General features: G+C 64.8%; 19 protein-coding genes. 11 read left to right on the forward strand and 8 right to left on the reverse strand.

What is annotated here, in order from left to right:
- Window positions 1-179: 179 nt before the first annotated feature.
- The gene (locus RXV90_RS20250) at window positions 180-1940 is read right to left on the reverse strand and encodes a thiamine pyrophosphate-binding protein (RefSeq protein ID WP_316651146.1); all 1761 of its coding nucleotides are present in this window, start codon (window positions 1938-1940) and stop codon (window positions 180-182) included.
- Between the two features lie 146 nt (window positions 1941-2086).
- On the opposite strand from RXV90_RS20250, the gene RXV90_RS20255 reads away from it, so the two are divergent.
- The gene (locus RXV90_RS20255) at window positions 2087-2626 is read left to right on the forward strand and encodes a MarR family winged helix-turn-helix transcriptional regulator (protein WP_316651148.1); all 540 of its coding nucleotides are present in this window, start codon (window positions 2087-2089) and stop codon (window positions 2624-2626) included.
- Between the two features lie 3 nt (window positions 2627-2629).
- Here RXV90_RS20255 and RXV90_RS20260 read toward each other — a convergent pair whose 3' ends face one another.
- The 4 genes from RXV90_RS20260 to RXV90_RS20275 are packed head-to-tail and all read right to left on the reverse strand — an operon-like array spanning window position 2630 to window position 6191.
- Window positions 2630-3073 (reverse strand): hypothetical protein, encoded by a 444-nt coding sequence (locus tag RXV90_RS20260; protein WP_316651150.1) that lies wholly within the window; start codon window positions 3071-3073, stop codon window positions 2630-2632.
- Window positions 3074-3080: 7 nt separating this feature from the next.
- On the reverse strand, window positions 3081-4070 hold the full coding sequence (locus RXV90_RS20265; RefSeq protein ID WP_316651152.1) for an ABC transporter substrate-binding protein: 990 nt from the start codon (window positions 4068-4070) through the stop codon (window positions 3081-3083).
- Between the two features lie 23 nt (window positions 4071-4093).
- Window positions 4094-5260: a Gfo/Idh/MocA family protein gene (locus RXV90_RS20270; protein WP_316651154.1), complete on the reverse strand. Its 1167-nt coding sequence runs from the start codon at window positions 5258-5260 to the stop codon at window positions 4094-4096.
- Window positions 5247-6191, reverse strand: coding sequence for a PDR/VanB family oxidoreductase (locus RXV90_RS20275; protein ID WP_316651155.1), 945 nt, complete (start codon window positions 6189-6191; stop codon window positions 5247-5249). Before RXV90_RS20275 ends, RXV90_RS20270 begins: the two co-directional genes overlap by 14 nt.
- Window positions 6192-6301: 110 nt before the next feature.
- Here RXV90_RS20275 and RXV90_RS20280 point away from each other — a divergent pair, with 110 nt between their 5' ends.
- The 4 genes from RXV90_RS20280 to RXV90_RS20295 all read left to right on the forward strand — a co-directional run bounded on the left by RXV90_RS20280 (window position 6302) and on the right by RXV90_RS20295 (window position 12132).
- Window positions 6302-7585, forward strand: coding sequence for a Rieske 2Fe-2S domain-containing protein (locus RXV90_RS20280; RefSeq protein ID WP_316651157.1), 1284 nt, complete (start codon window positions 6302-6304; stop codon window positions 7583-7585).
- Between the two features lie 109 nt (window positions 7586-7694).
- Window positions 7695-9173 carry an aldehyde dehydrogenase family protein gene (locus RXV90_RS20285; RefSeq protein WP_316651159.1) on the forward strand — a complete coding sequence of 493 codons (1479 nt, stop codon included), beginning with the start codon at window positions 7695-7697 and terminating at the stop codon, window positions 9171-9173.
- Between the two features lie 38 nt (window positions 9174-9211).
- Window positions 9212-10195: a TAXI family TRAP transporter solute-binding subunit gene (locus tag RXV90_RS20290; RefSeq protein WP_316651161.1), complete on the forward strand. Its 984-nt coding sequence runs from the start codon at window positions 9212-9214 to the stop codon at window positions 10193-10195.
- A complete protein-coding gene (locus RXV90_RS20295) occupies window positions 10192-12132 on the forward strand; it encodes a TRAP transporter permease (RefSeq protein ID WP_316651163.1) in 1941 nt (646 codons plus the stop codon). Before RXV90_RS20290 ends, RXV90_RS20295 begins: the two co-directional genes overlap by 4 nt.
- Window positions 12133-12368: 236 nt before the next feature.
- On the opposite strand, the gene RXV90_RS20300 is transcribed toward RXV90_RS20295, so the two are convergent.
- Genes RXV90_RS20300 through RXV90_RS20310 form a run of 3 tightly spaced genes read right to left on the reverse strand, consistent with a single transcriptional unit; the run spans window position 12369 to window position 14781 of the window.
- The gene (locus RXV90_RS20300; protein WP_316651165.1) at window positions 12369-12749 is read right to left on the reverse strand and encodes a carboxymuconolactone decarboxylase family protein; all 381 of its coding nucleotides are present in this window, start codon (window positions 12747-12749) and stop codon (window positions 12369-12371) included.
- Between the two features lie 53 nt (window positions 12750-12802).
- Window positions 12803-13888, reverse strand: coding sequence for an aromatic ring-hydroxylating oxygenase subunit alpha (locus RXV90_RS20305; protein ID WP_316651259.1), 1086 nt, complete (start codon window positions 13886-13888; stop codon window positions 12803-12805).
- Window positions 13889-13893: 5 nt separating this feature from the next.
- Complete coding sequence (locus RXV90_RS20310) at window positions 13894-14781, reverse strand: MurR/RpiR family transcriptional regulator (protein ID WP_316651167.1); 888 nt, start codon at window positions 14779-14781, stop codon at window positions 13894-13896.
- 70 nt (window positions 14782-14851) lie between these two features.
- Between RXV90_RS20310 and RXV90_RS20315 the strand changes: the two genes are divergently transcribed.
- The 6 genes from RXV90_RS20315 to RXV90_RS20340 all read left to right on the forward strand — a co-directional run bounded on the left by RXV90_RS20315 (window position 14852) and on the right by RXV90_RS20340 (window position 22820).
- On the forward strand, window positions 14852-17308 hold the full coding sequence (locus tag RXV90_RS20315) for an FAD-dependent oxidoreductase (RefSeq protein WP_316651169.1): 2457 nt from the start codon (window positions 14852-14854) through the stop codon (window positions 17306-17308).
- Entirely contained in the window at window positions 17305-18387 is a 1083-nt protein-coding gene (locus tag RXV90_RS20320; protein WP_316651171.1) for an alcohol dehydrogenase family protein, read from the forward strand. The genes RXV90_RS20315 and RXV90_RS20320 overlap by 4 nt, the downstream gene beginning before the upstream one ends.
- Entirely contained in the window at window positions 18384-19493 is a 1110-nt protein-coding gene (locus RXV90_RS20325) for a mandelate racemase/muconate lactonizing enzyme family protein (protein ID WP_316651173.1), read from the forward strand. The genes RXV90_RS20320 and RXV90_RS20325 overlap by 4 nt, the downstream gene beginning before the upstream one ends.
- The gene (locus RXV90_RS20330; protein WP_316651174.1) at window positions 19490-20638 is read left to right on the forward strand and encodes a mandelate racemase/muconate lactonizing enzyme family protein; all 1149 of its coding nucleotides are present in this window, start codon (window positions 19490-19492) and stop codon (window positions 20636-20638) included. Before RXV90_RS20325 ends, RXV90_RS20330 begins: the two co-directional genes overlap by 4 nt.
- Before the next feature lie 4 nt (window positions 20639-20642).
- Window positions 20643-21947: an aspartate aminotransferase family protein gene (locus RXV90_RS20335; protein WP_316651176.1), complete on the forward strand. Its 1305-nt coding sequence runs from the start codon at window positions 20643-20645 to the stop codon at window positions 21945-21947.
- A 255-nt stretch (window positions 21948-22202) separates the two neighbouring features.
- Window positions 22203-22820: a TetR/AcrR family transcriptional regulator gene (locus RXV90_RS20340; protein ID WP_316651178.1), complete on the forward strand. Its 618-nt coding sequence runs from the start codon at window positions 22203-22205 to the stop codon at window positions 22818-22820.
- Window positions 22821-22822 lie beyond the last annotated feature (2 nt).

The following is a 22822-nucleotide window of genomic DNA, read 5'->3' on the forward strand; positions in this document are numbered from 1 at the left end:
CGAGCCAACCCAGCATCTCACCGGACCCATAGGCCGTATCCGCCGCGAGCCGCTCCGGGGTGAGATCGAACCGCTCCACACCAGGTGCGCTGTTCCCTTCAGATCAGATCCAATGCGGCCAGAGTGTCGAAATGAGGGATTACAAAGCGCAGCCCGTCTTCGATCCCCGACGTGACACATCAATTGGTTTCCGTCATCCCTTTGGCCATATCTGTCGAATACTCGGGCTCAACCCTCGCGTCGATCAGAACGGCGTGACCTTCGCGATAGAGTGAAACGGCCGCTCGCAGCGCGCTCGAGAGATCCTGAGGCGTCGCGACTGGTCCGATGCCCTTCAATCCCTGCGCGCGCGCCAGGCCGGCGAAATCGATATCGGGTTCGGCAATGGCCTGCCCGATGCTCTTGTTCTCGACGGGACGGCCCCGCATCCGGGCAACCTTTTCCTGGTGCACCTCGTCATTGAAGTACGACCGGTTGTTGCACACCACTGCAACAAGCGGGATGCCATAGCGCGCGGCGGTCCAGAACGCGGAGATCCCCATCATCGTGTCGCCGTCGCCCAGCACCGCCACGGGGATGCGGCCGGTCTCCTCCAGCGCCAGTGCCGCGCCGACCAGCATGCCAGGGCCCGAGCCGATGCCCGCGCCCCCGTCGTAGCCAAGATAATCCAGCGGATGGCGGAACGATATCGCCGCGCCGTCCCAGCCCAGCGGCAGGCGCACGAAGCTCACTGTCTCGGTGTCCAGCCCACGCGCCAGGGCGACCGGAAAGTTTTCCATCGTCAGGTGCGACCCGGGGCTCGGATCCTCGGCGTCAATCGCGAACGGCACCGCGTCGGGCTCCGTGCCGCGCAGGCCATAGCGGTCCGCCAGGGCTCGGATCGCGGCATCCGGATCTGCCGCAATATGCAGCTTTGCCGCTGGCTGCGCCATGTGATCCAGCGACGAACCATTGGCTAGCTGGTGATCGAGCGTCACGTTGACAAGGGCGCCCCGTGCTCCCGCCTGCCGGATCGCTCCGGCAGGGTCGACCCAGTCGAAGGCGACGACAAGGTCGGCCTCAGCAAGGGCCCGGGCGGGTGCTTCTGCGAGGAAGAACGAAGGCGGGCCGACGTGGTTCGGATGGTCCGACGGAAAGCCCGCGCCGCACTTGATATCGGTGATGACCCGCGCGTCCAGATGTTCTGCCAGGGACACGCGCAGGCCCCAGTCGTTTACAGAGCGTGACACGCGCCCGATCAGGAACACGACCGATCTGGCGGCGTCGAGCATCGCGCTCAGCGTTCCGATCTCGCGGGAGGAGGGCTCCGGCGGGGCAGGCGGACGGTAATCCTCAGGGTCTGGCGGAGCTATTTCCGCAGGGGCCTCGGCTTCCTGCACGGACACGTCGAAACACACATAGGTCGGCGCCTTCGGGGCCGTCCGCGCAATCGTATCGGCGCGGATCATCGAAGCCAGCGATGCCGGAAGACCGGCGGGCTGGTCGTCCCATTTGACGAATGGCCGCACCAGCGCGGCCTGATCGCGCGATGTGTGGATCCAGTCAATCCACGGGCGGCGCTTCGCAGCTTCCACCGGCCCGGTCGCCCCGAAGATGACCATCGGCACGCGGTCGCACCAGGCGTTGTAGATTGCCATCGATCCGTGCATCAGCCCCACATTGGCATGCAGGATCACCGCCATCGGCTCACCGGTGACCTTGGCCCAGCCATGAGCGATCGAGACCGCGTGCTCTTCGTGCAGACACAAGAGCATCTGCGGATCGCGATTTCCCAGATGGTTCACGAGGCTGTCATGCAATCCCCGGAAACTCGATCCGGGATTGAGCGCCACGTGGCGGAAACCGAGAGCGCGGATGGTTTCGGCGATCAGATCGCTCCCCCACCGCCGGTCGTCCCCGTGCGATTTCGGCGTGTCGAGATCGGCTCGAGTGTTGTTCATGTCGCGCGCTCCGTCGAGGTAATAAACTTTGATATCTAAGCTATCGACATCTGCCAAGCGACATCGCCGGATTGCCCCGTTCCGGCTTTCGAACTAGCTTCGCTTCCAAGCTTGCACGTCCATCTCAATGCGAGGATTCTTCCGTTATGAACCGTGCTTTGCGCAACAAGCCCGGGCCCGACACTCAGACGAAGGATTTCTTCGACGTCTACGGCGGCGAACGGATCGCGCATCTCACGCGGCTCTGCGCACGCGGGTTCAACAGGTCGCTGACCCGGCGTCTCGCCCATCACGGCGTGTCGTTCGGACAATGGGTCTTCCTGCGCATCCTGTGGAAGGAAGAAGGGCTGACCCAGCGTGAACTGAGCGAACGCGCGAACCTGACGGAACCGACGGTCCACACCGCGATGAACAAGCTCGAGCAGCAGGGAATCGTCACCCGCCGCACTGAAGACGGCAACAAGCGCAAGCAACATGTCTATCTCACGGCGGAGGGCATGGCCCTACAGAAGGTTCTCGAACCTCTGGCCGTTCAAGCGAACGAAACCGCTCTGCAAGGTCTGTCCGAGGCCGAAGAAGCGCAGCTCAAACATGCGCTGATCGTGATCCTCCAGAATCTAGCCGCGGACGAAATCCAGGCGGAGGCACGGGGCGAACGGGTGCCGCCAACGCGTGGGAACGTCTGACAGTCAGAATAGGAGCGCCAGTCTCTCGCAGAGCGCCGAGACCGTCATAATCTCGCGGATCGGAAGATCCGTGTCTCCGGCCTCGGGCGATACCGACAGGCCGTCCCCGTCCCAGGTCCACCAGTAGACGATTTCGCCGGCCTTGTTCCGGATCGGCATTCGGAACACTGGAAAGGCGCGGTCGGCCTTCGGGATCGTGGCGTGCCCGATCACGCGAACCGAAGCGGACTGTTTCTTCAAGGCCCGCGCGAGTTCCACCATCGCAACGAAGGCGGTTTCTCCCTTGGCAATCTCGTCCGGCGCAGACGCCCCGTTCGGCCGGATCGCCCGTAGCACATCGGGATAAGGTGCGCGCAGATGGGTGATCTGCACATGCGCCGTACCCGCACCGGTCTCGATCGCGACGATATCGCCGGGAGAAAGACGGTCTGAAACCAGATCAGTCATGCGCGCCTCACAAGGAATAGGCTTCGTAGGTGGCGGGATGGAAAAGCTCATCGACCTTCATCCGCCGTTCCGACAGGCCCTGGCGGTGATGAATGTCTAGGAAGGTGTCCAGCACATGCTCGTTGCCCGGGACCCCGTAGGTCCAGATTTCCGGCCCGATCAGTTTACGCGCGGTCGTGAGCGTGTCTTCCACGAAGGGCATGGTGACCTTTGTGGCCGAGGTATCTGACAGGGCGAGCTGCGCCATCGCCTTCGCTTGCGTGAACGCCTTTAACAGCGCACCGGGCAGCCATGGGTGCTCATTCGCAAGGCTCTGCCGGACACCCAGCACATGCATGATCGGGAAGATCTTCGTGCGGGCATAGTGGTCCGAGGCCGCCTCGATCCCGTTCGCGAAAAGCCGCTCGACCTTCGGGTGCCCTTCGTCGAAGCACTTGAGAGTGCGTGGGCCGATGAACCCATCGATCTCACTGTCGCGCAGCATCTGGTCCAACGTCGCCCCCTCGGGCGCGGCGCTCATGTCGATCTCGTCCGGCAGCGTGATGGCAATCTTCTCCGGGCGGCCGGGGGTGTGCATCCCCCCGCGCACCCATTTTATATCGGCGGGTGTCACGCCGTAATCTTCGAGAATCCCGCGCGCCCAGACATTGGCCGTCAACTGCCATTCCGCAATGCCGATCCGCCGCCCCTTGAGGTCGGCGGGGCTGTCGATGCCCTTGTCGTTGCGGATGTAGATGGAGGAATGGCGGAACGCGCGCGACAGGAAAACCGGGATCGCAACATAGGGCGATGTGCCCTGCGATCGCTTTACACAATAGGACGAAAAGGAAAGCTCGGAGACGTCGAAGGCCTCATGCCGGAAGGCGCGAAAGAACATCTCCTCGGGTGACAGAAGCTGCGTAACCGGGGTCACGCCGTCGATCTTTACCTGTCCATCATGGATTGGCCGCGTCCGATCATAATCGCCCATGGCGATCGAGAGGGTAAGTTTGGCCAAGACTGTCTCCCTTTGCTTTGGTCTTATTGCTGGTGCAGGTCCACGAAGCCGCCCGTGCGGGCGGAGGCGAGAATGGCATGGCAGATCTCAAGGCTCGCCGCGCCCCATCCTCCCGACTGAAACGGCGGCTGGCCGAGGCGGACCGCCCGGTAGAGCGCTCGCAGAACAGCGCTCCGCGGCGCCGGATCGGGCGGCGCAGGCACGAATTCGCGCGCGGTATCGCCCCAGATCTCGACGCCCTCGGGCGTCAGGCGCAGATCGGCCCGGTCGCAACTGACGATTACCGGGCCGAAATGCTCCGCATAAGGAGCCGCCTCCGGGGCCTCAACGGCGCCATAGGTGCGGTCCGACTTCAGCGCCGGCTCATCCGCCGGCGTAGCCAGCGATGCCAGCGCCCTGCGGGCCTTGCCGTAGGCGCCTTCGTCCTTCCGCATGCCCAATTCGCCGATCCAACCCTGCTGAGAGTCGCTGTCGTAATGGGCATAGCCCGAATAGGTCAGGCTCGCGAAACCTCCGCCCTCGAAGGCAATCGTCGCCGTGTAGGCGCCTTCCGTCGGGCGCGCCGGGTCCCACGCCCCGGTCATCGCGGCGACGCGTTCGGCGCGCGCGCCCATCAGGGCTCGAACAAGGTCGATCTGATGCACCGCCTGGCTGAAGATCACGCCGCCGCCCTGTGCCGTGTCAAGCTCCTCGGGCCGCCGCGGACGATAGAGGAAATCGGTGTAGTTCACGGCGTGGATCATCCGCACCGCACCGTATTCGCCCGAACCGATGAGCGCACGGGCCGCCTCCACAGGCTGATCGAAACTGTGGCTGGGCCCGGTGATCAGGTGCACGCCGGCATCTTCGGCCGCCTGAACGATGGCGTTCGCGTCCTCCATCGTGATCGCAAGGGGCTTGTCGACCAGCAGATGCTTGCCCGCCCGCGCCGCCGCGATCGCGTGATCGCGATGCATCTGGTGCGGGGTCGCGATGTAAACCGCCTCCACCTCCGGATCCCTGCAAAGCGCCTCAACCGTCCCGTAGGCCCGCCCCCCGAACTCGGCCAGAAACGCCGACCGGCTCTCCTCGCGCGGTGCGGCGCAGGCCACCAGCCGCGTGTGCGGATCGCGCCGAAGGCTCGGCAGGGTCAGCATGAACCCGCGCCCCAGCCCGGCCGCACCAAGCCGGATGGGATCAGAGATCGACAACCAGATCCCCCGATTTGGCGCGCGAGACGCAGATCATGATGTAGTCATCCTTCTCCTCGTCCATCAGAACGAGATCGCGGTGATCCGCCTCGCCTTCGATCAAGCGGCACTTGCAGGTTCCGCAGGTTCCGCTTTCGCAGGAACTGACGGTCTTCTCTCCCGCATCGCGCAGGGCCTCGAGGATCGAACGGTCTGCCGGCACCTCGATCTCGCGCCCGGTGCTGGCAATCGTCACGGTAAAGGGAACATCATCCTCCCGGACGACATCGACCCCGGCAAAATCCTCGAAATGCACGCGGCCTTCCGTCCAGTGGCCGGACAGGGCCTTGATCTCCTCCATCAGCGGCGCGGGCCCGCAACAATAGACATGCTCTGCCCCCGGCTTCTCGAAATGGTCCCAGAAATCGTAGAAGTCGTCGATATCGCCGTTGTCGTGATGCACGGTCGCGGTGGGAAAGGACGACACTTCGTCGAGATAGGCAGTCTCCTCCGGCGTCCGGGTGCAATAGATCAGCCTGAAGGCTTTGCCCTCCGCACTCAGGTGACGCGCCATCGAAAGGATCGGCGTGATCCCGATGCCCCCGGCGATCAGCAGGTATTTCGGCGCCTCCACCAGTTCGAACTCGTTCTCGGGCGGATCGACATTCAGAACCGTGCCCTCGCGCACGTCCGCGTGCATCGAGGCCGAGCCGCCGCGCGAATTGGCCTCCCGCTTGACGGCGATGACATAGGAGGTCGGCGCCGAACCGTCGTTCAGAAGGGAATAACGCCGCATCGCCCCGCCCGGCGTCTCGACGGTGATATGCGCACCGGCCGTGAAGGACGGCAGGACAGCCCCATCGTCCCGGGCCAGAGTGAACTCGCAGATGTCTTTTGCAAGTTCCTTGCGGCCGGTGACGGTCAACGCCATGCGCCCTTCGGGAAGGTCCATCCAATTGTCCTCTTGTAGAAGCATGTCGCGCTCTGATATTAGATATCTAAACTATTCGTCAACACATGCCAGTTCGTTGCATGTACATGAATGTACTGGAGGAGCCGTCAATGCTGTCAGTCGAAGAAAACGACCTGCTGACCAAGATCGACAACGATGCGCCGATGGCGGTGTTGATGCGGCAGCACTGGACGCCGGTTTGCCTGAGCGAAGAGGTTGAAGAACCAGACGGAAAACCCCTGCGGGTGGAAGCGATCGGCCGCAACTACGTGTGTTTCCGCGACACCGACGGGCGGCTCGGGCTGCTTGACGAACTCTGTCCGCACCGCAAGGCCTCGCTCGTCTACGGCCGCAACGAGGAATGCGGGCTGCGCTGCCTCTATCACGGCTGGAAATTCGACGTGGACGGCAATTGCGTTGCGATGTCGTCCGAACCCGAGGAGTCGCCTCTGCACGGCAAGGTCAAGCACCGCTCCTACCCAACACGCGAATGGGGCGGCTTCGTCTGGGCCTGGCTCGACACCGAACGCGAGGCGCCGGAATTCCAGCCGCCCGCCTTCGCGCCGACCGAAGACACCGAGGTTTCGATCCTTAAGATCCGCATCCCGGCCAATTGGGCGCAGATCACCGAAGGCCAGATCGACTCCGCGCATTCATCCTCGCTGCATTCCTCGGATATGGTTCCCGCACGGGTCAAAGGCGCCTCGGCGGATGACAAATCCTGGTACCGCCCGTCGACCGACAAGTCGCCGCGCATGCAGACCCAGACCACCCCCTACGGCTTCCACTACGCAGCGATTCGCAAGCCGATCAAGAACGCCGGCACGCACAATTACCTGCGGATCACAGAGTATATCGCGCCCTTCACGTCGCTTATCCCACCGAACAACAACTACAACGTGGCCACGGTGATCGTGCCGATCAGCGACGAGGAATCCTTCTTCCACTTCATCGCCTGGGGCGGCCAGGCCTGCCCGTCGACCACGGAATGGCGCAAATTCGCCCACGCGCAGCCGGGGATCGACCTGGATAACAAGTGGCGCTCCCGCCGGACGCTGGAAAACGACTTCCTGCAGGATCGCCAGATGATGAAGCTTGGCAATTTCACCGGCGTGCTCGGCATCCCCAATCAAGACATCGTGATGTGGGTGTCGATGGGCCCCCGGGTCGACCGGTCTTCCGATCTTCTGGGCGCGTCCGACCTTGCGATTGTCGAATTCCGGCGGCTCATGAGCGACGCGGCCCGTCGCGTGGCCGAGGGCGGCGCCGCGATCGGCACCGAAGAACCGCACGTGCCGCATGCGACCATTTCCTCCAAGGAAGGTGTCTTTCCGAAGGATGTGGACTGGCGAACGCTGGGCGAAGAAAGCCAACAGATCTCTGCCGCGGAGTAGGTCTGTCCGTGCTTGACAGAATGTCGCAGCCGGTATGTAAACAGAGAAAATAGATATCTAAGAAAATGAACGGCGGCGCTCTGCAACCGCCGTTGCAAGGGGAGAGAGAATGCCGGAAGGCGATGCGGTGAGCAGCGTGCCTGTGCTTGGAGGTTGGACGCCTCAGGGCAACTTCGTTGCCGGCGAATGGCGCACCGGCGGCGGTGCGCCTCGGGCCGTCCTTTCGCCATCGAGCGGTGCCGTTCTGGCAGAGCTGCGAGACGCATCAGCGGGCGATCTTTCGGACGCCGTTGCCAGAGCGTCCAATGCGCAAAGGGTCTGGACCGACCTGGGGCCGGTACATCGCGGCAAGATCCTGAAACAGGCTGCCGCCCTGCTCCGCAGCCACGAAAGCGAACTCGCCCTGATCGACGCGCTCGACTGCGGCAACCCGATCAAAGGCATGCGCTTCGATGTGAACCTCGGCGCAACTCTGATGGAGTTCTTCGCCGGGCTGACCACCGAAGCCAAAGGCGAGACGATCCCACAGGTCGGCGGCAAGCTCACGCTCGTTACACGCGAACCGCTCGGCGTTGTCGCCCGGCTCGTACCATTCAACCATCCGTTTATGTTCGCGGCTGCCAAGATCGCGGCCCCACTGGCCGCAGGCAACGCGGTGATCCTCAAACCGTCCGAGGAAACACCGCTCTCATCGCTTCGGATGGCCGAGATCATCGGCGATCTCTTCCCGGACGGCCTTTTGTCGGTGCTGACCGGCGGTGCGGATCTCGGTGCGGCAATCTGTGCCCACCCGGGTATCGCGGCGGTGGGGTTGATCGGATCGGTTCCGACCGGACGCGCCGTCCTGAAGGGCGGGGCCGACACTCTCAAGCGCACGCAGCTTGAACTCGGGGGCAAGAACGCGCTCGTCATCTGCGAAGACGCCGATCTCGACCGCGCGGTCGCCGGTGCGGTCAAGGGCATGAACCTCGGCTGGACAGCGGGCCAGTCTTGCGGCTCGACAAGCCGCGTCCTCGTCCACGAAACCCATTACGCTCACGTCGTCTCCGCCATCGCCGCCGCCTTCGATGCGGTCAGGCTGGGTGATCCCACCGACGAGGCCACCGAAATGGGGGCGCTGTCGACGCGGGCCCAGTATGACAAGACCCTGGGCTTCATCGAACGGGCCCGGAAGGCCGGCGCCCGGATCGCGGCGGGCCGCCCGGATGCCGGTCTTCCCGATACCGGATTCTTCGTCCGCCCCACCCTGGTCTGCGATGTCGGACCAGAGGCCGAGATTGCCCGCGAGGAAGTCTTCGGCCCGGTGCTGACCGTGCTCAAATGGCGCGACGAAAGCGAAATGCTCGATATCGTCAACAGCCTCGATCTCGGCCTGACGGCTTCGATCTGGACGCGGGATCTCGACCGCGCCCTGCGCCTCACCCGCCGCATCCAGGCCGGCTACGTCTGGGTCAACGACGCAAGCGATCACTACCTTGGCGCGCCCTTCGGTGGCGTCAAGCAATCCGGTCTCGGCCGTGAAGAGTGTTTAGAAGAAATGCTCGCCTATACCGAGGCCAAAACAGTCACCCTCGTATCGGCCGGGTGACACCTTCGAGAGTAAAAAAGCGAACAGGGAGGAATAACATGATATTCAAGGCACTTACAGTGACGCTCGGCCTGGCGGTCTCTGCCGGCATGGCGCAGGCGGACTCGATCAACATGAACCTGTCGGGTGGCAACCCGGGCGGTCTCTGGTCGCTTCTGGGCGCGGGCATGGACCGGGCGGTGAAGGCCGACGATCCGGCCGCGGTGATTACCTACCAGGCGACCGGCGGCGGCTTCGCCAACCTCGCGCTCCTCGCGGCGAACCGCACCGATATGGGGCTTGTCCACGACGCCGAGGTGAAGCTCGGCCTCAACGGGCAGGAGCCGTTCAAGGCCCCGATCACCAACCTTCAGGCCATCGGCTATATGTACAACTGGGCGCCGATGCACTTCTTCCTGGAACAGTCCATCGCCGAACAATACGGCATCGACAGCATCGACGATATCGCGACCTCTGGCGCACCGCTTACGATCGGGATCAACCGCTCGGGCAACATCACCAGCGACGTCGCGGTGTTCATGCTGGCGCAGGCGGGCCTCGACGAGGAAACGCTCACAGCGAATGGCGGCTCCTTCGTGCGCGCGGGTGCCAACGAGCAGGGCGATCTGATGCAGGACGGACGCATCGACATGGCGACGAATGGCATCTTCATCCGCCACTCCTCATTCCGGGCGATCGACGAGAATGTGGATGTCGTGCTTCTCAGCGTCCCGCAGGAGGTTATCGACGCAACCAACGAAGCCTTCGGAACAGCGCCTTTCACCATCCCGGGCGGCAGCTATTCCAAGCAGCCCGACGACGTGCAGACGATGGCCCTTGGCGCGATGGTCGTCGCAACGGATCAGATGTCGGACGAAATGGCGGAAAAGCTCGCCAGCGGGTTCCTCAAAAACATCGACGAGATCCGCAACGTCCACAACGCGATGAAGGCGCTCAACCCCGAGATCCTGGTCAGCCAGACCGTCCTGCCGTTCCATCCCGGTGCGGCCAAGGTCTACCGCGAAGCGGGGCTGATTGAGTGATTTCAGCACTCGTTTCGACAGGCCGCCGGCGTTCCTTCACGGGAACGCCGGCACACCTTCTGACGCTGCTGGCGGCCGGGTTCGCCTGCTGGGTGATCTATGCCAACATCTTCGTGATTTCCGATCCGCTGGTTCTGGGCATCCTCTTCGTCTCGGGGATCCTCACGCTGCTCTTCCCGGTGATTGGCCACTCCCCCAACGCCCCCGACAACCCCACGATCCTCGACTGGGTCCTCTGCGCGCTCAGCCTCGCCTCCGGGGTATTCTTCTTCGTCAATGCCCAGGTCATCTCCGATCGTATCACGCTGCTCGATGAATTCACGGGCGCGCAATTCTTCTTCGGCACGGCCATCCTGCTTCTGACACTGGAGGCGACGCGCCGAACCACGGGCGCCGGCCTCACCGGCATCGTCGTTGCGTTCCTGATCTACAACTGGTTCGGCTACATGCTGCCGCCGCCCTTCGGCCACGGCATCTCCGAATTCTCATATCTTCTCGACATCCTCGTCTTCACCACCGACGGCGTTTTCGGCGTGCCGATCCAGGTTGTGGCGAGCTATGTCTTCCTCTTCGTCATGTTCGGCACCCTTCTGTCGAAGGCCGGCGGGGGAGAATTCTTCTTCGATCTGGCCTCGGCGGCCACAGGCAACAGCCGCGGCGGCCCCGCCAAGGTCGCGGTGATCTCCTCCGGCCTCTATGGCACAATGTCGGGCAGCCCGACATCGGATGTGGTGGCCACCGGCTCGATCACGATCCCGATCATGAAACGGCTGGGCTATTCCAAGAAGTTCGCGGGCGCCGTAGAGGTCGCAGCTTCCACCGGCGGCAGCGCGATGCCGCCCATCATGGGATCTGCCGCCTTCATCCTCGCGGAATATACCGGCACGCCCTATCGGGATGTCGTCTATGCAGCGCTGATCCCTGCGATGCTTTACTACGTGGGGGTTTTCTCCCAAGTGCATCTGCGCGCCGTGAAGCACGATCTGCGGCCCTATTCCGGCGAGATCCCCCGGCTGTCGCGCACCTTCGCCCTGGGCTGGCCCTACATCATCCCGATCGCGGTAATTATCGGGATGCTCTGGGTCGGATACTCCCCGGTGATGACCGCGGGCGCCGGCGCGCTGGGCGTGGTGATCGGCACGGCGCTCTCGGGGCGCACCCGGATGACGCCCTGGGAACTGATCCAGGCCCTCGGCGAAACCACTCTCAGGATCCTGCCGGTAGCGGGCGCCTGCGCCGCTGCAGGTCTGGTGATCGGGGGGCTCTCCATGACGGGCCTCGGCATGAAGGCAGCCAACGTCATCATCACTCTCTCGGGAGGTGACCTGGGCTGGACGCTTCTGCTGGCCGCTGTGGTGACGATCGTCCTGGGGCTCGGAATGCCGACGCCATCGGCCTATATCCTCGCGGCCGTTCTGGTTGGTCCGGCACTCACCAAGATCGGTCTTCCGATCCTCGAAAGCCACATGTTCCTGCTTTATTACGCCATCCTCTCGGCCCTCACGCCGCCGATTGCCGTGGCGGCGCTGGCCGCCGCAGCCATCGCGGATGAAGATCCGTTTGTGATCGCGTTCGAGGCTGTGCGCCTTGCCGCCGTAGGCTTCCTCATGCCCTTCGCCTTCCTCTGGAACCCCGCGATCCTCGGGACCGGCAGTGGACTTGAAATCGCCATGGCCTGCATCGGTGGCATCGTGGGCGCCGGAGCCATCGCCCTGTCCTTCGAATGGGTCGGCCGACAGCAATCCGGCAGGCTGGCCTGGCCAATTCGCGCACTCCTTGTTCTTGGGGCGGCGGCCTCGGTCGCGCCAAACATGGCCATTTCACTGGCCGGGATCGTTGGTACGGCCGTTCTATCGACCGCCCTGCTTGTGCGTCCTGTGGCCGTTCCTTCCGAAGAGCTTCCGCCGATCGACAACAGCAAGAACACGGTCGACTGAACAACCCGGGCCCGTCTTGCGTGACGCACGGCCCGGGGACCACCGGGCCGTCCGTCACCGCGGTGCGCAGACGTTACATAAATTCAACAGCGGCTTTCATCATTCCGTACAGGTTTGCGCGCTATTGCGGCGAACAGGCTGTGTGGATGGCTCAGGACTGGCTGCACAGCCAGGCCCCTGCCCCGCGCCTCCCCCCTCTACCCGTCACGCGCCTCACGGCATCCGAGGTTCCGGTTTTACTCCGGATCAAGAACCTTCCGGGCCACGCGGAAGCATTCAAGCGCCTGCGGCACGCCGCAATAGATGCCGACCACGTGAATGATGGCGCGGATCTCCTCGCGCGTCACACCGTTGTTCACCGCCCCCCGGCAGTGGATTTCCCATTCGTGCATCTTGCCCAGCGCTCCGATCATGGCCAGGTTCATCATCGAACGTGTCTTGGCGTCGATCACATCGTCGCCCCAGCCGAACCCCCAGCACCAGGCCGTCATCGCTTCCTGGAACGGGCGGGTGAAGTCATCCGCGGCCGCCAGGTTCTTCTCCACATACGCCGCCCCGAGCGTCGCCTTGCGCTGTTCAAGACCCTTCAAAAACAGGTCCTCATCGAATGTGCTCATGGTGGTCTCCCTCCTGCCTTCCGCCGCGACATGACGCTCTGCGCCCGTCACCGTCACTCCAACCCGTCCACCGCCTCGCGCATCCATCGCTGCAGATGCATGACGGAATGCTCTGAATTGACCCCGCAGTTCGGGTCCACCACCAGCGGCCCGGGCACGTAGCCGCGCGATTTCAGCCCGCGCTGCACCGATTCCACCAGGTGTATGTCTTCCTCCACCGTCGTGGCCCGGTCCTGTATCGCCATCCGGCGGACGGTGGCGTTGTCCTCTCCGCCGGCCGAATACCACCCGCGCCAGACCACGACATTCTCGGCATCCACCGCCCGCCAGTGATAGGTGTTCAGAAGGTTCCCCGGATAAACCTGGAACGAGAACATCGGCCACAGAAACCAGGACGAATAGCGGTCGTTGTTCGGAAACCCGCTTTCGATGTCATAGCTCATCTTGCCGAGGTCGTTGCATTCCGTCGTGTGGCGCAGGCAATACCCCTGGGGCTGGATGTCGTAGGTTTCGGGCCGGATCACCCCGGTCGCGAAGGTCGCGTGGTTCAGGCTGCAGTGGTAGCACTCGGAATAGTTCTCGACCGAAACCTTCCAGTTGCATTTTTCCGGGATCTCGATCCATTCGAGCGGCCGAAGATCCGCCCAGTTGGGAACGAAGTCCTGAAGCTGGGCGCGAACCTCGGGAAACCAGTCGTCCATCGGCGCCGCATCCGGGTCGGGATTGACAAACACGAACCCCAGAAACTCCTCCGTGCGCACCTCTGTCAGGCAGATCCGCGATCTGTCGAAGCCCGGAACCGATGTCGCGTTCGGCGCTGCGCGCAGCGCACCGGTAAGTTCGTAGGTCCACGCATGATAGGGGCAGACGACGACGCGGGTCGATCCTGTGCCGCTCACCAGCTGATGCGCCCGGTGCTGACAGACATTGTAGAACGTGCGGATCACCCCGTCGCGCCCGCGGATCGAGAACAGGCTTTCGTCGCCCAGGTCGAACGCGACGTAATCGCCCGGCTGTTCCAGCTGGCTGGCGTGACAGGCAAACTGCCATGTCCGGCGCAACAGGCCCGATTTCTCGGCCTCGAAGATCGCCGGATCGATGTAATACCGCGCCTCGAGGGAGCGTACCGGTTCGCACAGGTCGTTCACTCGGGCTCCTCCGTATAGATGCCAAGCTGGTGCCGCCGGCGGTGGAACGTCTCGACCCGCTCGACGATTTCCTCGCTCGCGACCGCGATCACAAAGCTCAGAAGGGTTTCCAGAAGCGCGATCGTGGAAACCGAGGACGGAAAGAACTGGGGCGTATCGGCGGCAACGATGAAACCGTGATGCGCGGCGCGGATGATCGGGCTGGCGGGGCTGTCGGACAGCGCCACGATCGTCAGCCCCTGGTCGCGGGCGATCCGCACCGCCTCGACAACTTCCGCGCGGTAGGGCCGGCAGGTCATGGCGATCAGCACGTCGCGCGCGTCGGCCCAGGCCAGATCGTCCACCGCCGTCGAACCCGGCCGCGGAATGGCGTGGAAATCCGTCATGCCCGTCGAGGCGAGATAGGTGAAATTGCGCGCGTTGGCGTTCATCACCCCGACACCCAGGGTGAACACCTGGCGCGAAGCCCATATCGCCTCCGCCGCGTCCTTCAGGGCCTCCGCGTCGATCCGCGCAAAGGTCTCCTCGAGGTTTCGGATCGCCCCCTCGGCCATGTCGGCGTAAAGCCCCCCAAGGTCGCCGGATCTGCGGATATCCTGCAACCAGCGCGCCCGGTCGGGAAAGCTCGCCGCGCCCTTGCGGATCGCCTCGCGGAACGGCGCCCGGAAATCCTCGTAGCCTTCGAAGCCCACCTGCCGCGCCATCCGCACGAAGGTGTTCGGCTTGACGTTCGCCGCCTCGGCGATTTCCCGCACCGTTGAAACCCCGACATCGGCAGGGTTTTCAAGCACATAGCGTGCCGCCTTCTGCGCCTCCGGGGTCAGCGTCTCCCATTCTTCGGTCAGCCGGTCGAGGACGCGCGATGATACATTTGTGCCATTCATGATTGACAGTGATACAGATGTTCGCTACCCCTGTCCATCGACTTCGCGCCCCCGGATAAAGGAAGCGGCCATGTCGGAAAGTGCGTTTCCCAGCCACGCCCGCGTGGTCATCGTCGGCGGCGGCGTCATGGGGGTCGGGCTCGCCTATCACCTCGCCCATGAAGGATGGGGCACCGGAACGGTTCTTCTGGAAAAGGCGGAACTCACCTCGGGCTCCACCTGGCACGCGGCGGGCCAGATCACCCATTCGACCAGTTCCTTCGGCCTCGGCAAATGCGTCGATTACAACATCGGCCTCTACTCCGGAAAGCTCGAGGCCGAGACGGGGCAGGCCGTCACCTGGCACGGCTGCGGATCGTTCCGGCTGGCCTATACCGAAGACGAGATGGATTGGCTTCGGCACACGCTGTCGGTCGGCCGGTCCCTTGGCTTCAACATCGAACTGGTCGGGCCGGGCCGCATCGCCGAACTGCACCCGTTCTACAATCTCGACGGGGTCCTGGGCGGCCTCCACACGCCGGATGACGGCCATGTGGATCCCTCGAACGTCACGATGGCGATGGCGGCGGGCGCGCGGGCCGGGGGCGTGCGCATCATCCGCCGCTGCCGGGCGACGAACATCACCCGGGCCCCGTCCGGCGAATGGCTGGTCGAAACGCAACAGGGGCCGATCCTCTGCGAACACGTGGTCAACGCCGGCGGCACCTATGCACGCCAGATGGGCGAATGGTCGGGCCTGCAACTGCCGATGACCTCGATGACCCACCACTACTTCGTCACCGAAGAGGTGCCGCAGTTCCGCGATCTCGAACGCGAACTCCCCGTCATCCGCGATGACCGCAAGGTCTCGGGCTACATCCGGATGGAACAGAAAAAGGGCCTGATCGGCATCTATGAAAAGACCAACCCCAACACGGTGTGGGAGGATCATTGCCCCTGGGAGGCCGAGAACGAGCTGTTCGAGGCCGACTACGACCGCGTCATGCCCTGGCTGGAAGAAGCCCTGAACCGCATGCCGATCTTCGCCGACCTGGGGATCAGCCGCGACGTGCATGGCGCAATCAGCCATCCGCCCGACGGCAACCCCCTGATCGGCCCCGCCCCCGGGGCCCGGAACTACTGGTGCTGCTGCGGCACGCAGATCGGCATTGGCTGGGGGCCGGGCCTGACCCGCGAACTGGCGCGCTGGATGGTGCACGGCGCGGCGGATATCTCGATGCGCGAATTCGATCCGCGCCGGTTCGGCAGCTATGCCACGACGGACTGGCAGGTGGTGAAGGCGAAGGAGGATTATTGCCTCCGCCACGAAATCCCCTTTCCCCACCTCAACCGCCTAGCCGGGCGCCCGGTGAAGCCCTCCCCGCTCCACGATCTCCTGAAGGCCCGTGGGGCCGTCTTCGAAGAGGTCTATGGCTTTGAACGCCCCCGCTGGTTCGCCCAGGGCGGCGTCGCGCAGCACGATCACTATTCCTTCCGCCGGACAGCCGTCGACGCCCTGGTGGGGGAAGAGGTGCGCGCCGTGCGCGAACGGGTCGGCCTGATGGACGTGACGGCCTTCGCAAAGGTGCTGGTCGAAGGGCCGGATGCCTTCGGGTTGCTCGACCGGCTCACCGCCAACCGAATGCCGCAGAAGGCCGGGGCGATCACCCTGACGCATCTGCTCAACCGCCGGGGCAGGATCGAACTGGAAACCACGATCGTCCGCATGGCGGACAACCGCTTCTACCTCGTCTGCGCCGCCTTCTTCGAACAGCGCCTGCTCGATCACCTGGCCGATCACCAAAACGGCGCCGACGTAACGGTCACCGCCCTGTCCGACAGTTGGGGCGCACTGGCGCTGAACGGGCCACGATCGCGCGAGGTGCTGTCTAGCTGCACAACTGCCCGGCTCGACAACGCCGCCTTTTGCTGGCTGTCGGCCCAGAAAATCAGCGTCGCCGGCCATGACGTCTGGGCGCTGCGCATGTCCTATGCCGGCGAGCTGGGCTGGGAACTGCACATGCCGTTCCCGGCCATGCCCGACGTCTACGCCGCCCTCTGGGTCGCGGGCGAGGCCCACGGCATCGCGAATTACGGCAGCTTCGCGATGAACGTGATGCGGCTGGAAAAGGGCTTCAAGGGGGCGGGAGAGCTCACCAACGAGGTCACGCTGGCCGAAGCGGACGTGTTGCGCTTCGCCCGAACCGACAAGGCGTATCTGGGCCGTGACCGCACGCTGAACACCGCGCTGCCCTGGATCTGCACCTACCTGGAAATCGACCCTGACGGAGAGCGGGACGGCCACGGGGGCGAAGCCGTGCTCCAGAACGGCCACGTGGTCGGCTCCACGTCCTCGATCGCCTATGGCCATACCGTCGGCAAGATCCTTGCCTTCGCCTATGTGAAGCCGTCCGCGGCAGCGCCGGGAACCCCGCTCGAGGTGGTGATCCACGGAACGCCCCGCCCCGCGCGGGTTCTTGACGCCCCGGCCTACGATCCCGACAGCACGCGGCCCCGGATGGATGCGATTTCGGAGCCCGCGGCATGAGCCGTCCGGCCACCATGCGCGCCATGGTCACCATGGGCCACGGGGATCTGGATCGGATCGTGCTGCACGGGGACTGGCCGCGCCCCGATCCGGGCCCCGGCGAGGTGTTGATCGCCGTCGGCGCCTGCGGGCTGAACAACACCGACGTCAACACCCGCACCGGCTGGTATTCCAAGGCCGTGCGCGAGGCCACGACGGGCGGCGCCTATGACACCGTGACCGATGACGACCCGACCTGGGGCGGCGCGCCCATCGCTTTCCCCCGCATTCAGGGCGCCGATGTCTGTGGCCGCATCGCCGCCGTGGGGGCCGGCGTCGATCCCGCCCGGGTTGGCGAGCGGGTGATCACCGACAACTGGCTGCGGGATCCGACCGATCCGCTGAACAAGGACCTCGCGGGGTATTTCGGCAGCGAACGCGATGGCGGCTTCGCCGAGTTCTGCACCATCCCGTCCCGCAACGCGCTCCCGATCCACAGCCCGCTCAGCGATGCCGAACTCGCGACGTTTTCCTGTTCCTATTCCACCGCCGAAGGCATGCTGACCCGCGCGGGCGTGACCGGGGCCGATACGGTCCTCGTGCCCGGCGCGTCCGGCGGCGTGGGCGGCGCGCTCGTCCAGCTCGCCAAAAGGCGCGGCGCACGGGTGATCGCGATGGCCTCCGAAGCGAAGCACGCCGACGTCGCTGCTTTCGGCCCCGACCGCCTCTTGCCTCGCGCGCCCGAAGATCTGCGCGCGGCACTCCACGGCGAGGCGATCACCGTGGTCGCCGACGTGGTGGGCGGCCCCTACTGGCCGACCCTCATCGACATCCTCGAACGCGGCGGCCGCTACACCTGTTCGGGCGCCATCGCGGGGCCGATGGTGACGCTTGACCTGCGCACCTTCTATCTGCGCGACCTCACCTTCACCGGCTCTACCGTGATCGACCCCGAGGTGATGCCGAATCTCATCCGCTACATTGAAGCGGGAGAGATCCGGCCCGCCCTCGCCGCCACATATCCACTGGATGAGCTGCGCGCGGCGCAGGCCGCCTTCATCGCCAAGACGCATACCGGCAATATCGTGGTGACGCCGTGAAGATCACCCGCCTCACCGTCTACCAGGTCGATCTGCCGCTTGAGCATCCCTACTGGCTGTCCGCCGGACGGCTGAAGTTCGAATGCCTCGATGCGACCCTCATCAAGGTCGACACCGACGCCGGGATCACCGGCTGGGGCGAAGGCACGCCCTGGGGGCACACCTACGTGCCCGCGCACGGCCCGGGCATCCGCGCGGGGATCGAGACGATGGCGCCCTTCGTTCTGGGGCGCGACCCGCGCAAACTGCTCGATGTCGAACGCGCGATGGATCTCGCGCTGCCGGGCCACCTCTACGCCAAGTCGCCGATCGACATGGCGTGCTGGGATATCGCCGGGCAGGCCGCCGGCCTGCCGATCGCCGACCTGATGGGCGGCTGCAGCCGCACGCCGCGCCCGATCGCCTCCTCGGTCGGCGCAAAGACGATCGAAGAGACCCGCGCGATCATGGAGCGCTACCGCGCCCGCGGCTATGTCGCCCATTCCGTCAAGATCGGCGGCGACGTGGCGCGCGATATCGCCCGCATCCGCGATGTCGAAGCCAGGAAGCGCGACGGCGAGATCCTGCTCTACGACGTGAACCGGGGCTGGAGCCGGGCGCAGGCGCTCCAGGTCATGCAGGCCTGCCCGCAGGTGACCTTCGAACAGCCGTGTGAAACGCTCGACGATATCGCGGCGATCGCGCGCAAGCATGCCGCGCCGGTCTCGGTGGATGAAAGCCTCGTCACCCTGCAGGACGCCGCGCGCATCGCCCGCGACGGGCTCGCGGAAGTCTTCGGGATCAAGCTCAACCGCGTGGGAGGCCTGACCAAGGCGGCCCGGATACGCGACATCGCACTCGCTCACGGGATCGACATGTTCGTCATGGCAACCGGCGGCACCGTGCTGGCCGATACCGAGGCGCTCCATCTCGCCGCGACGATCCCCGACGATGCCTGCCGCGCGGTCTGGGCCTGCCAGGACATGATCACCGTCGACATCGCCGATGGCCGGGGGCCGCGCAACGAGGGCGGTCACCTGCACCTGCCCGAGGCTCCCGGCCTGGGCGTTCATCCCGACGAGGCCGCTCTCGGGCAGCTCCGCGCAATCTACGAGATGGCGGAATGACCGTCATGGGAAGCGCCCCGATGCTTAAGCCTGCGCTGACGCAGAAGATCACCCGCCTGCGGCTCTGGCACGTGCCCCTGACCAGCCACACCGCCTACCACATGGCCGACGGCAAAAGCTGCGACACGGTCGAAACGGTCGTGATCGCGGTGGACACCGGTGCAGGCATCGTGGGCTGGGGCGAAGTCTGCCCGATCCCGCATTACCTGCCCGCCTATGCGCGCGGTGTCGCCCCTGCCCTGACAGAGCTCGCCCCCGTTCTGCTCGGCGCCGATCCCTTGGGGGCCGAGAGCGTGATGGCCCGGGCTGATGCCTGCCTGCCTGGGCATGTCTATGCCAAGTCCGCCCTCGATATCGCGCTGTGGGATATCACGGCCAGGGTGGCGGGCCTTCCCCTCTACACGCTGCTGGGCGGGCGACGGCAGGCGGATCTGCCGCTTTATCACTCCATCACCTGCGTCGATCCCGACGAGATGGCCAGGATCGCGGCCGCGGCCCATGCAAGCGGCATCACGCAGTTCCAGGCCAAGCTCGGCGCCTCCGGCGACTGGCAGACCGATGTCGAACGGCTTGCGAAAGTGCGCGAGGCCGTGGGCCCCGGTCCGCTGGTCTATGGCGACTGGAACTGTGGCGCGACATCGCTCGATGCCATCCGCGTGGGCCGGGCCGCCGCCCGCTTCGACGTGATGCTCGAACAACCCTGCGCGACGCTGGAGGATTGCGCCAGGGTGCACCACGCAACGGGCCTGCCGATGAAGCTCGACGAACTCGCCCATGACACCGCCAGTCTTCTCGAGGCCCATCGGCTCGGGATCATGGATGCGGTCGCGCTGAAGCTGTCGAAATTCGGCGGGCTCTCTGCGACCCGCCGGGCACGCGATCTCTGCCGGCACCTCGGGGCCAGGATGTGCATCGAATGCACCTGGGGCTCAGATATCGTGACCGCGGCCGCCCTGCATCTTGGTGCGGCGACCGAACCCGCACGCCTGCTCAACGTCTGCGATCTTGCGGGCTATGTCTCGCCCCGGCTGGCGCCGGATGCGCCGATCCGCAACACGGGCCGCATCGCCCCGCCAGAGGGGCCGGGGCTCGGGATCACGGTCGACACCGATCTTCTCGGCGAACCCGACCTCACCTTGGAATGACGCCATGAACCGCCTTCACAGCCAGACCGACTGGATCGAACGCGCCCGCGCCGTCCTCCCGGCTGCGGGCTTCGGCAATTTCGATCCCGGCATCGTCATCGCCCGCGGCGAGGGTGCCCGGGTCTGGGACGAGGACGGAAAGGAATACGTCGATTACCTGATCGGCTCCGGCCCCATGCTCCTTGGCCACGGCCACCCCGAGGTGATGGAGGCCGTGCTCGAACAGCTTCCCCTCGGCCTGACCTTCTTCGCCAACAATGCCCGCGGGATCGAACTGGCCGAAGCCATCGTTGCGGCCGTGCCCTGCTGCGAACAGGTCCGGTTCGTCACCTCGGGCGGAGAGGCGGACATGTACGCCATCCGGCTCGCCCGGGCCTTTACCGGCAAGCCGAAGATCCTGAAATTCGAAGGCGGATACCACGGCATGTCCGCCGAGGCGCAGATGTCGCTCGCACCCGCCAGACAGGTCAACTTCCCGACCCCGGTGCCGGACAGCGCCGGCATTCCCCAGGGCGTCGCCGACGAGATGCTGATCGCCCCCTTCAACGATCTCGACGCCGTCGCCTCGCTTCTGGACGAACATGACGACGTCGCCGCGATCATCGTCGAACCCCTGCAACGGATCATCCCGGCCCGCCCCGGCTTCCTCCAAGGCCTGCGCGATCTCTGCGACAGGCGGGATATCCTCTTGATCTTCGACGAAATCGTCACGGGGTTCCGGCTGGCCTATGGCGGCGCCCAGGAACGCTACGGCGTGATCCCCGACATCTGCACCCTCGGCAAGGTCATCGGCGGCGGCTTCCCCCTGGCCGCGCTCGGGGCCAGTCGCGAGATCATGGCGCATTTCGACAAATCGGCCGTCGGGGCCGAGAAATGGCTGATGCAGCTTGGCACGCTGTCGGGAAACCCGGTCGCATCCGCCGCCGGGCTGAAGACCCTGGAAATCCTGCGGCGCCCCGGCCAGTACGATCGCCTGCGCCGCCTCGGGCAGGATCTGATCGGGATGCAATCCGAAGCCCTGTCCTCCGCCGGGGTGCCCCACCGCATCTGCGGCGACGCCACCCTGTTCGATATCTATTTCACCGAGGCGGAGCCGGTCGATTACCGCACCGCCCGGCACCGCGATCCGAAGCTGAACGACATCTGGAACGCGGTGTTGAGAGAGCATGGCGTCTTCAAGTCGCCGGGAAAGCTCTATCCGTCCCTCGCCGTGACGTCGCGCGACCGGGAGGTGACGTGCCGCGCCATCGGTCAGGCCGCCACCGCCCTGGCCGAATACCGGACGATGCACCCCCGGCCTTCACCGTGACGGCGATACCTGCGAACGTCCTGCCGATCCACCGAACAGCGAAAAAGCCTGAGCGTGGGCGCCGGCCGCCGAAGATCACGCGCCCCCGGTTTTCCCACTTTTCCATCCCCCTGCCCGCGCAGAATGCGAGGTTCAGGAAGAAACGTCATCCCACTGATAAAAATCATAAAAACGACATACCGCCCCATCCAGACCGATTTTCCAGATTGATTTATTCGTTCGACCGATTTAATATTTGGATCGGGAGGATCGACCGTGGCCCGAGTAACCGCCGAACGTGCAGGACAGACGAAGCGAGAGCTTCTTTCGGCCGCCCAGACCGTCCTCGTTTCCGAAGGCTTTGCGGGCCTCTCCACGCGCCGTGTCGCCGATGGGGCGGGCACGCAGATGAGCCAGATCCAGTACCATTTCGGCTCAAAGGAAGGTATGATCCTCGCGCTCTTCGAGTCGATGAATGCCGGCCTGATCGAGAGGCAAAGCCGCACGTTCGACCAGCCGAACCTCAGCATTGCCGAGAAATGGGATCTCGCATGCGATTATTTTGATGAAGATATCGCGTCGGGCTACGTCCGCGTCCTGCAGGAACTCATCGCGGCGGGCTGGTCCAACGACAAGATCGGAAGCGCCGTCCGCAAAGCGCTCGCCGAATGGCACAAGCTCCTGATTGCCCTCGTTCAGGAAGCTGCCGACAGCCAGGGCCGGGTCGGGCCGTTCACCCCTGAAGGGCTCGCAGCGCTCATCGCCTGCGCCTTCATGGGGGCCGAAGCCCTGATCCTGCTTGGCTACGAAGAACAGATCCACCCGATACGCGACGTGCTTCGGCAGGTCGGCGAGGTGATCGCATCGGTCGAAAGGCAAGCACCAGAGGGGTGACA

The sequence above is a fragment of the Ovoidimarina sediminis genome (assembly GCF_032586175.1).
Lineage (GTDB): Bacteria > Pseudomonadota > Alphaproteobacteria > Rhodobacterales > Rhodobacteraceae > Ovoidimarina > Ovoidimarina sediminis.

What these genes read in the sequence shown, in the direction of transcription:
- RXV90_RS20250 (WP_316651146.1), bottom strand. Translation starts at nt 1,940, where the DNA reads ATGAACAACACTCGAGCCGATCTCGACACGCCGAAATCGCACGGGGAC.
- RXV90_RS20255 (WP_316651148.1), top strand. Translation starts at nt 2,087, where the DNA reads ATGAACCGTGCTTTGCGCAACAAGCCCGGGCCCGACACTCAGACGAAG.
- RXV90_RS20260 (WP_316651150.1), bottom strand. Translation starts at nt 3,073, where the DNA reads ATGACTGATCTGGTTTCAGACCGTCTTTCTCCCGGCGATATCGTCGCG.
- RXV90_RS20275 (WP_316651155.1), bottom strand. Translation starts at nt 6,191, where the DNA reads ATGGACCTTCCCGAAGGGCGCATGGCGTTGACCGTCACCGGCCGCAAG.
- RXV90_RS20280 (WP_316651157.1), top strand. Translation starts at nt 6,302, where the DNA reads ATGCTGTCAGTCGAAGAAAACGACCTGCTGACCAAGATCGACAACGAT.
- RXV90_RS20285 (WP_316651159.1), top strand. Translation starts at nt 7,695, where the DNA reads ATGCCGGAAGGCGATGCGGTGAGCAGCGTGCCTGTGCTTGGAGGTTGG.
- RXV90_RS20290 (WP_316651161.1), top strand. Translation starts at nt 9,212, where the DNA reads ATGATATTCAAGGCACTTACAGTGACGCTCGGCCTGGCGGTCTCTGCC.
- RXV90_RS20300 (WP_316651165.1), bottom strand. Translation starts at nt 12,749, where the DNA reads ATGAGCACATTCGATGAGGACCTGTTTTTGAAGGGTCTTGAACAGCGC.
- RXV90_RS20310 (WP_316651167.1), bottom strand. Translation starts at nt 14,781, where the DNA reads ATGAATGGCACAAATGTATCATCGCGCGTCCTCGACCGGCTGACCGAA.
- RXV90_RS20315 (WP_316651169.1), top strand. Translation starts at nt 14,852, where the DNA reads ATGTCGGAAAGTGCGTTTCCCAGCCACGCCCGCGTGGTCATCGTCGGC.
- RXV90_RS20320 (WP_316651171.1), top strand. Translation starts at nt 17,305, where the DNA reads ATGAGCCGTCCGGCCACCATGCGCGCCATGGTCACCATGGGCCACGGG.
- RXV90_RS20330 (WP_316651174.1), top strand. Translation starts at nt 19,490, where the DNA reads ATGACCGTCATGGGAAGCGCCCCGATGCTTAAGCCTGCGCTGACGCAG.
- RXV90_RS20335 (WP_316651176.1), top strand. Translation starts at nt 20,643, where the DNA reads ATGAACCGCCTTCACAGCCAGACCGACTGGATCGAACGCGCCCGCGCC.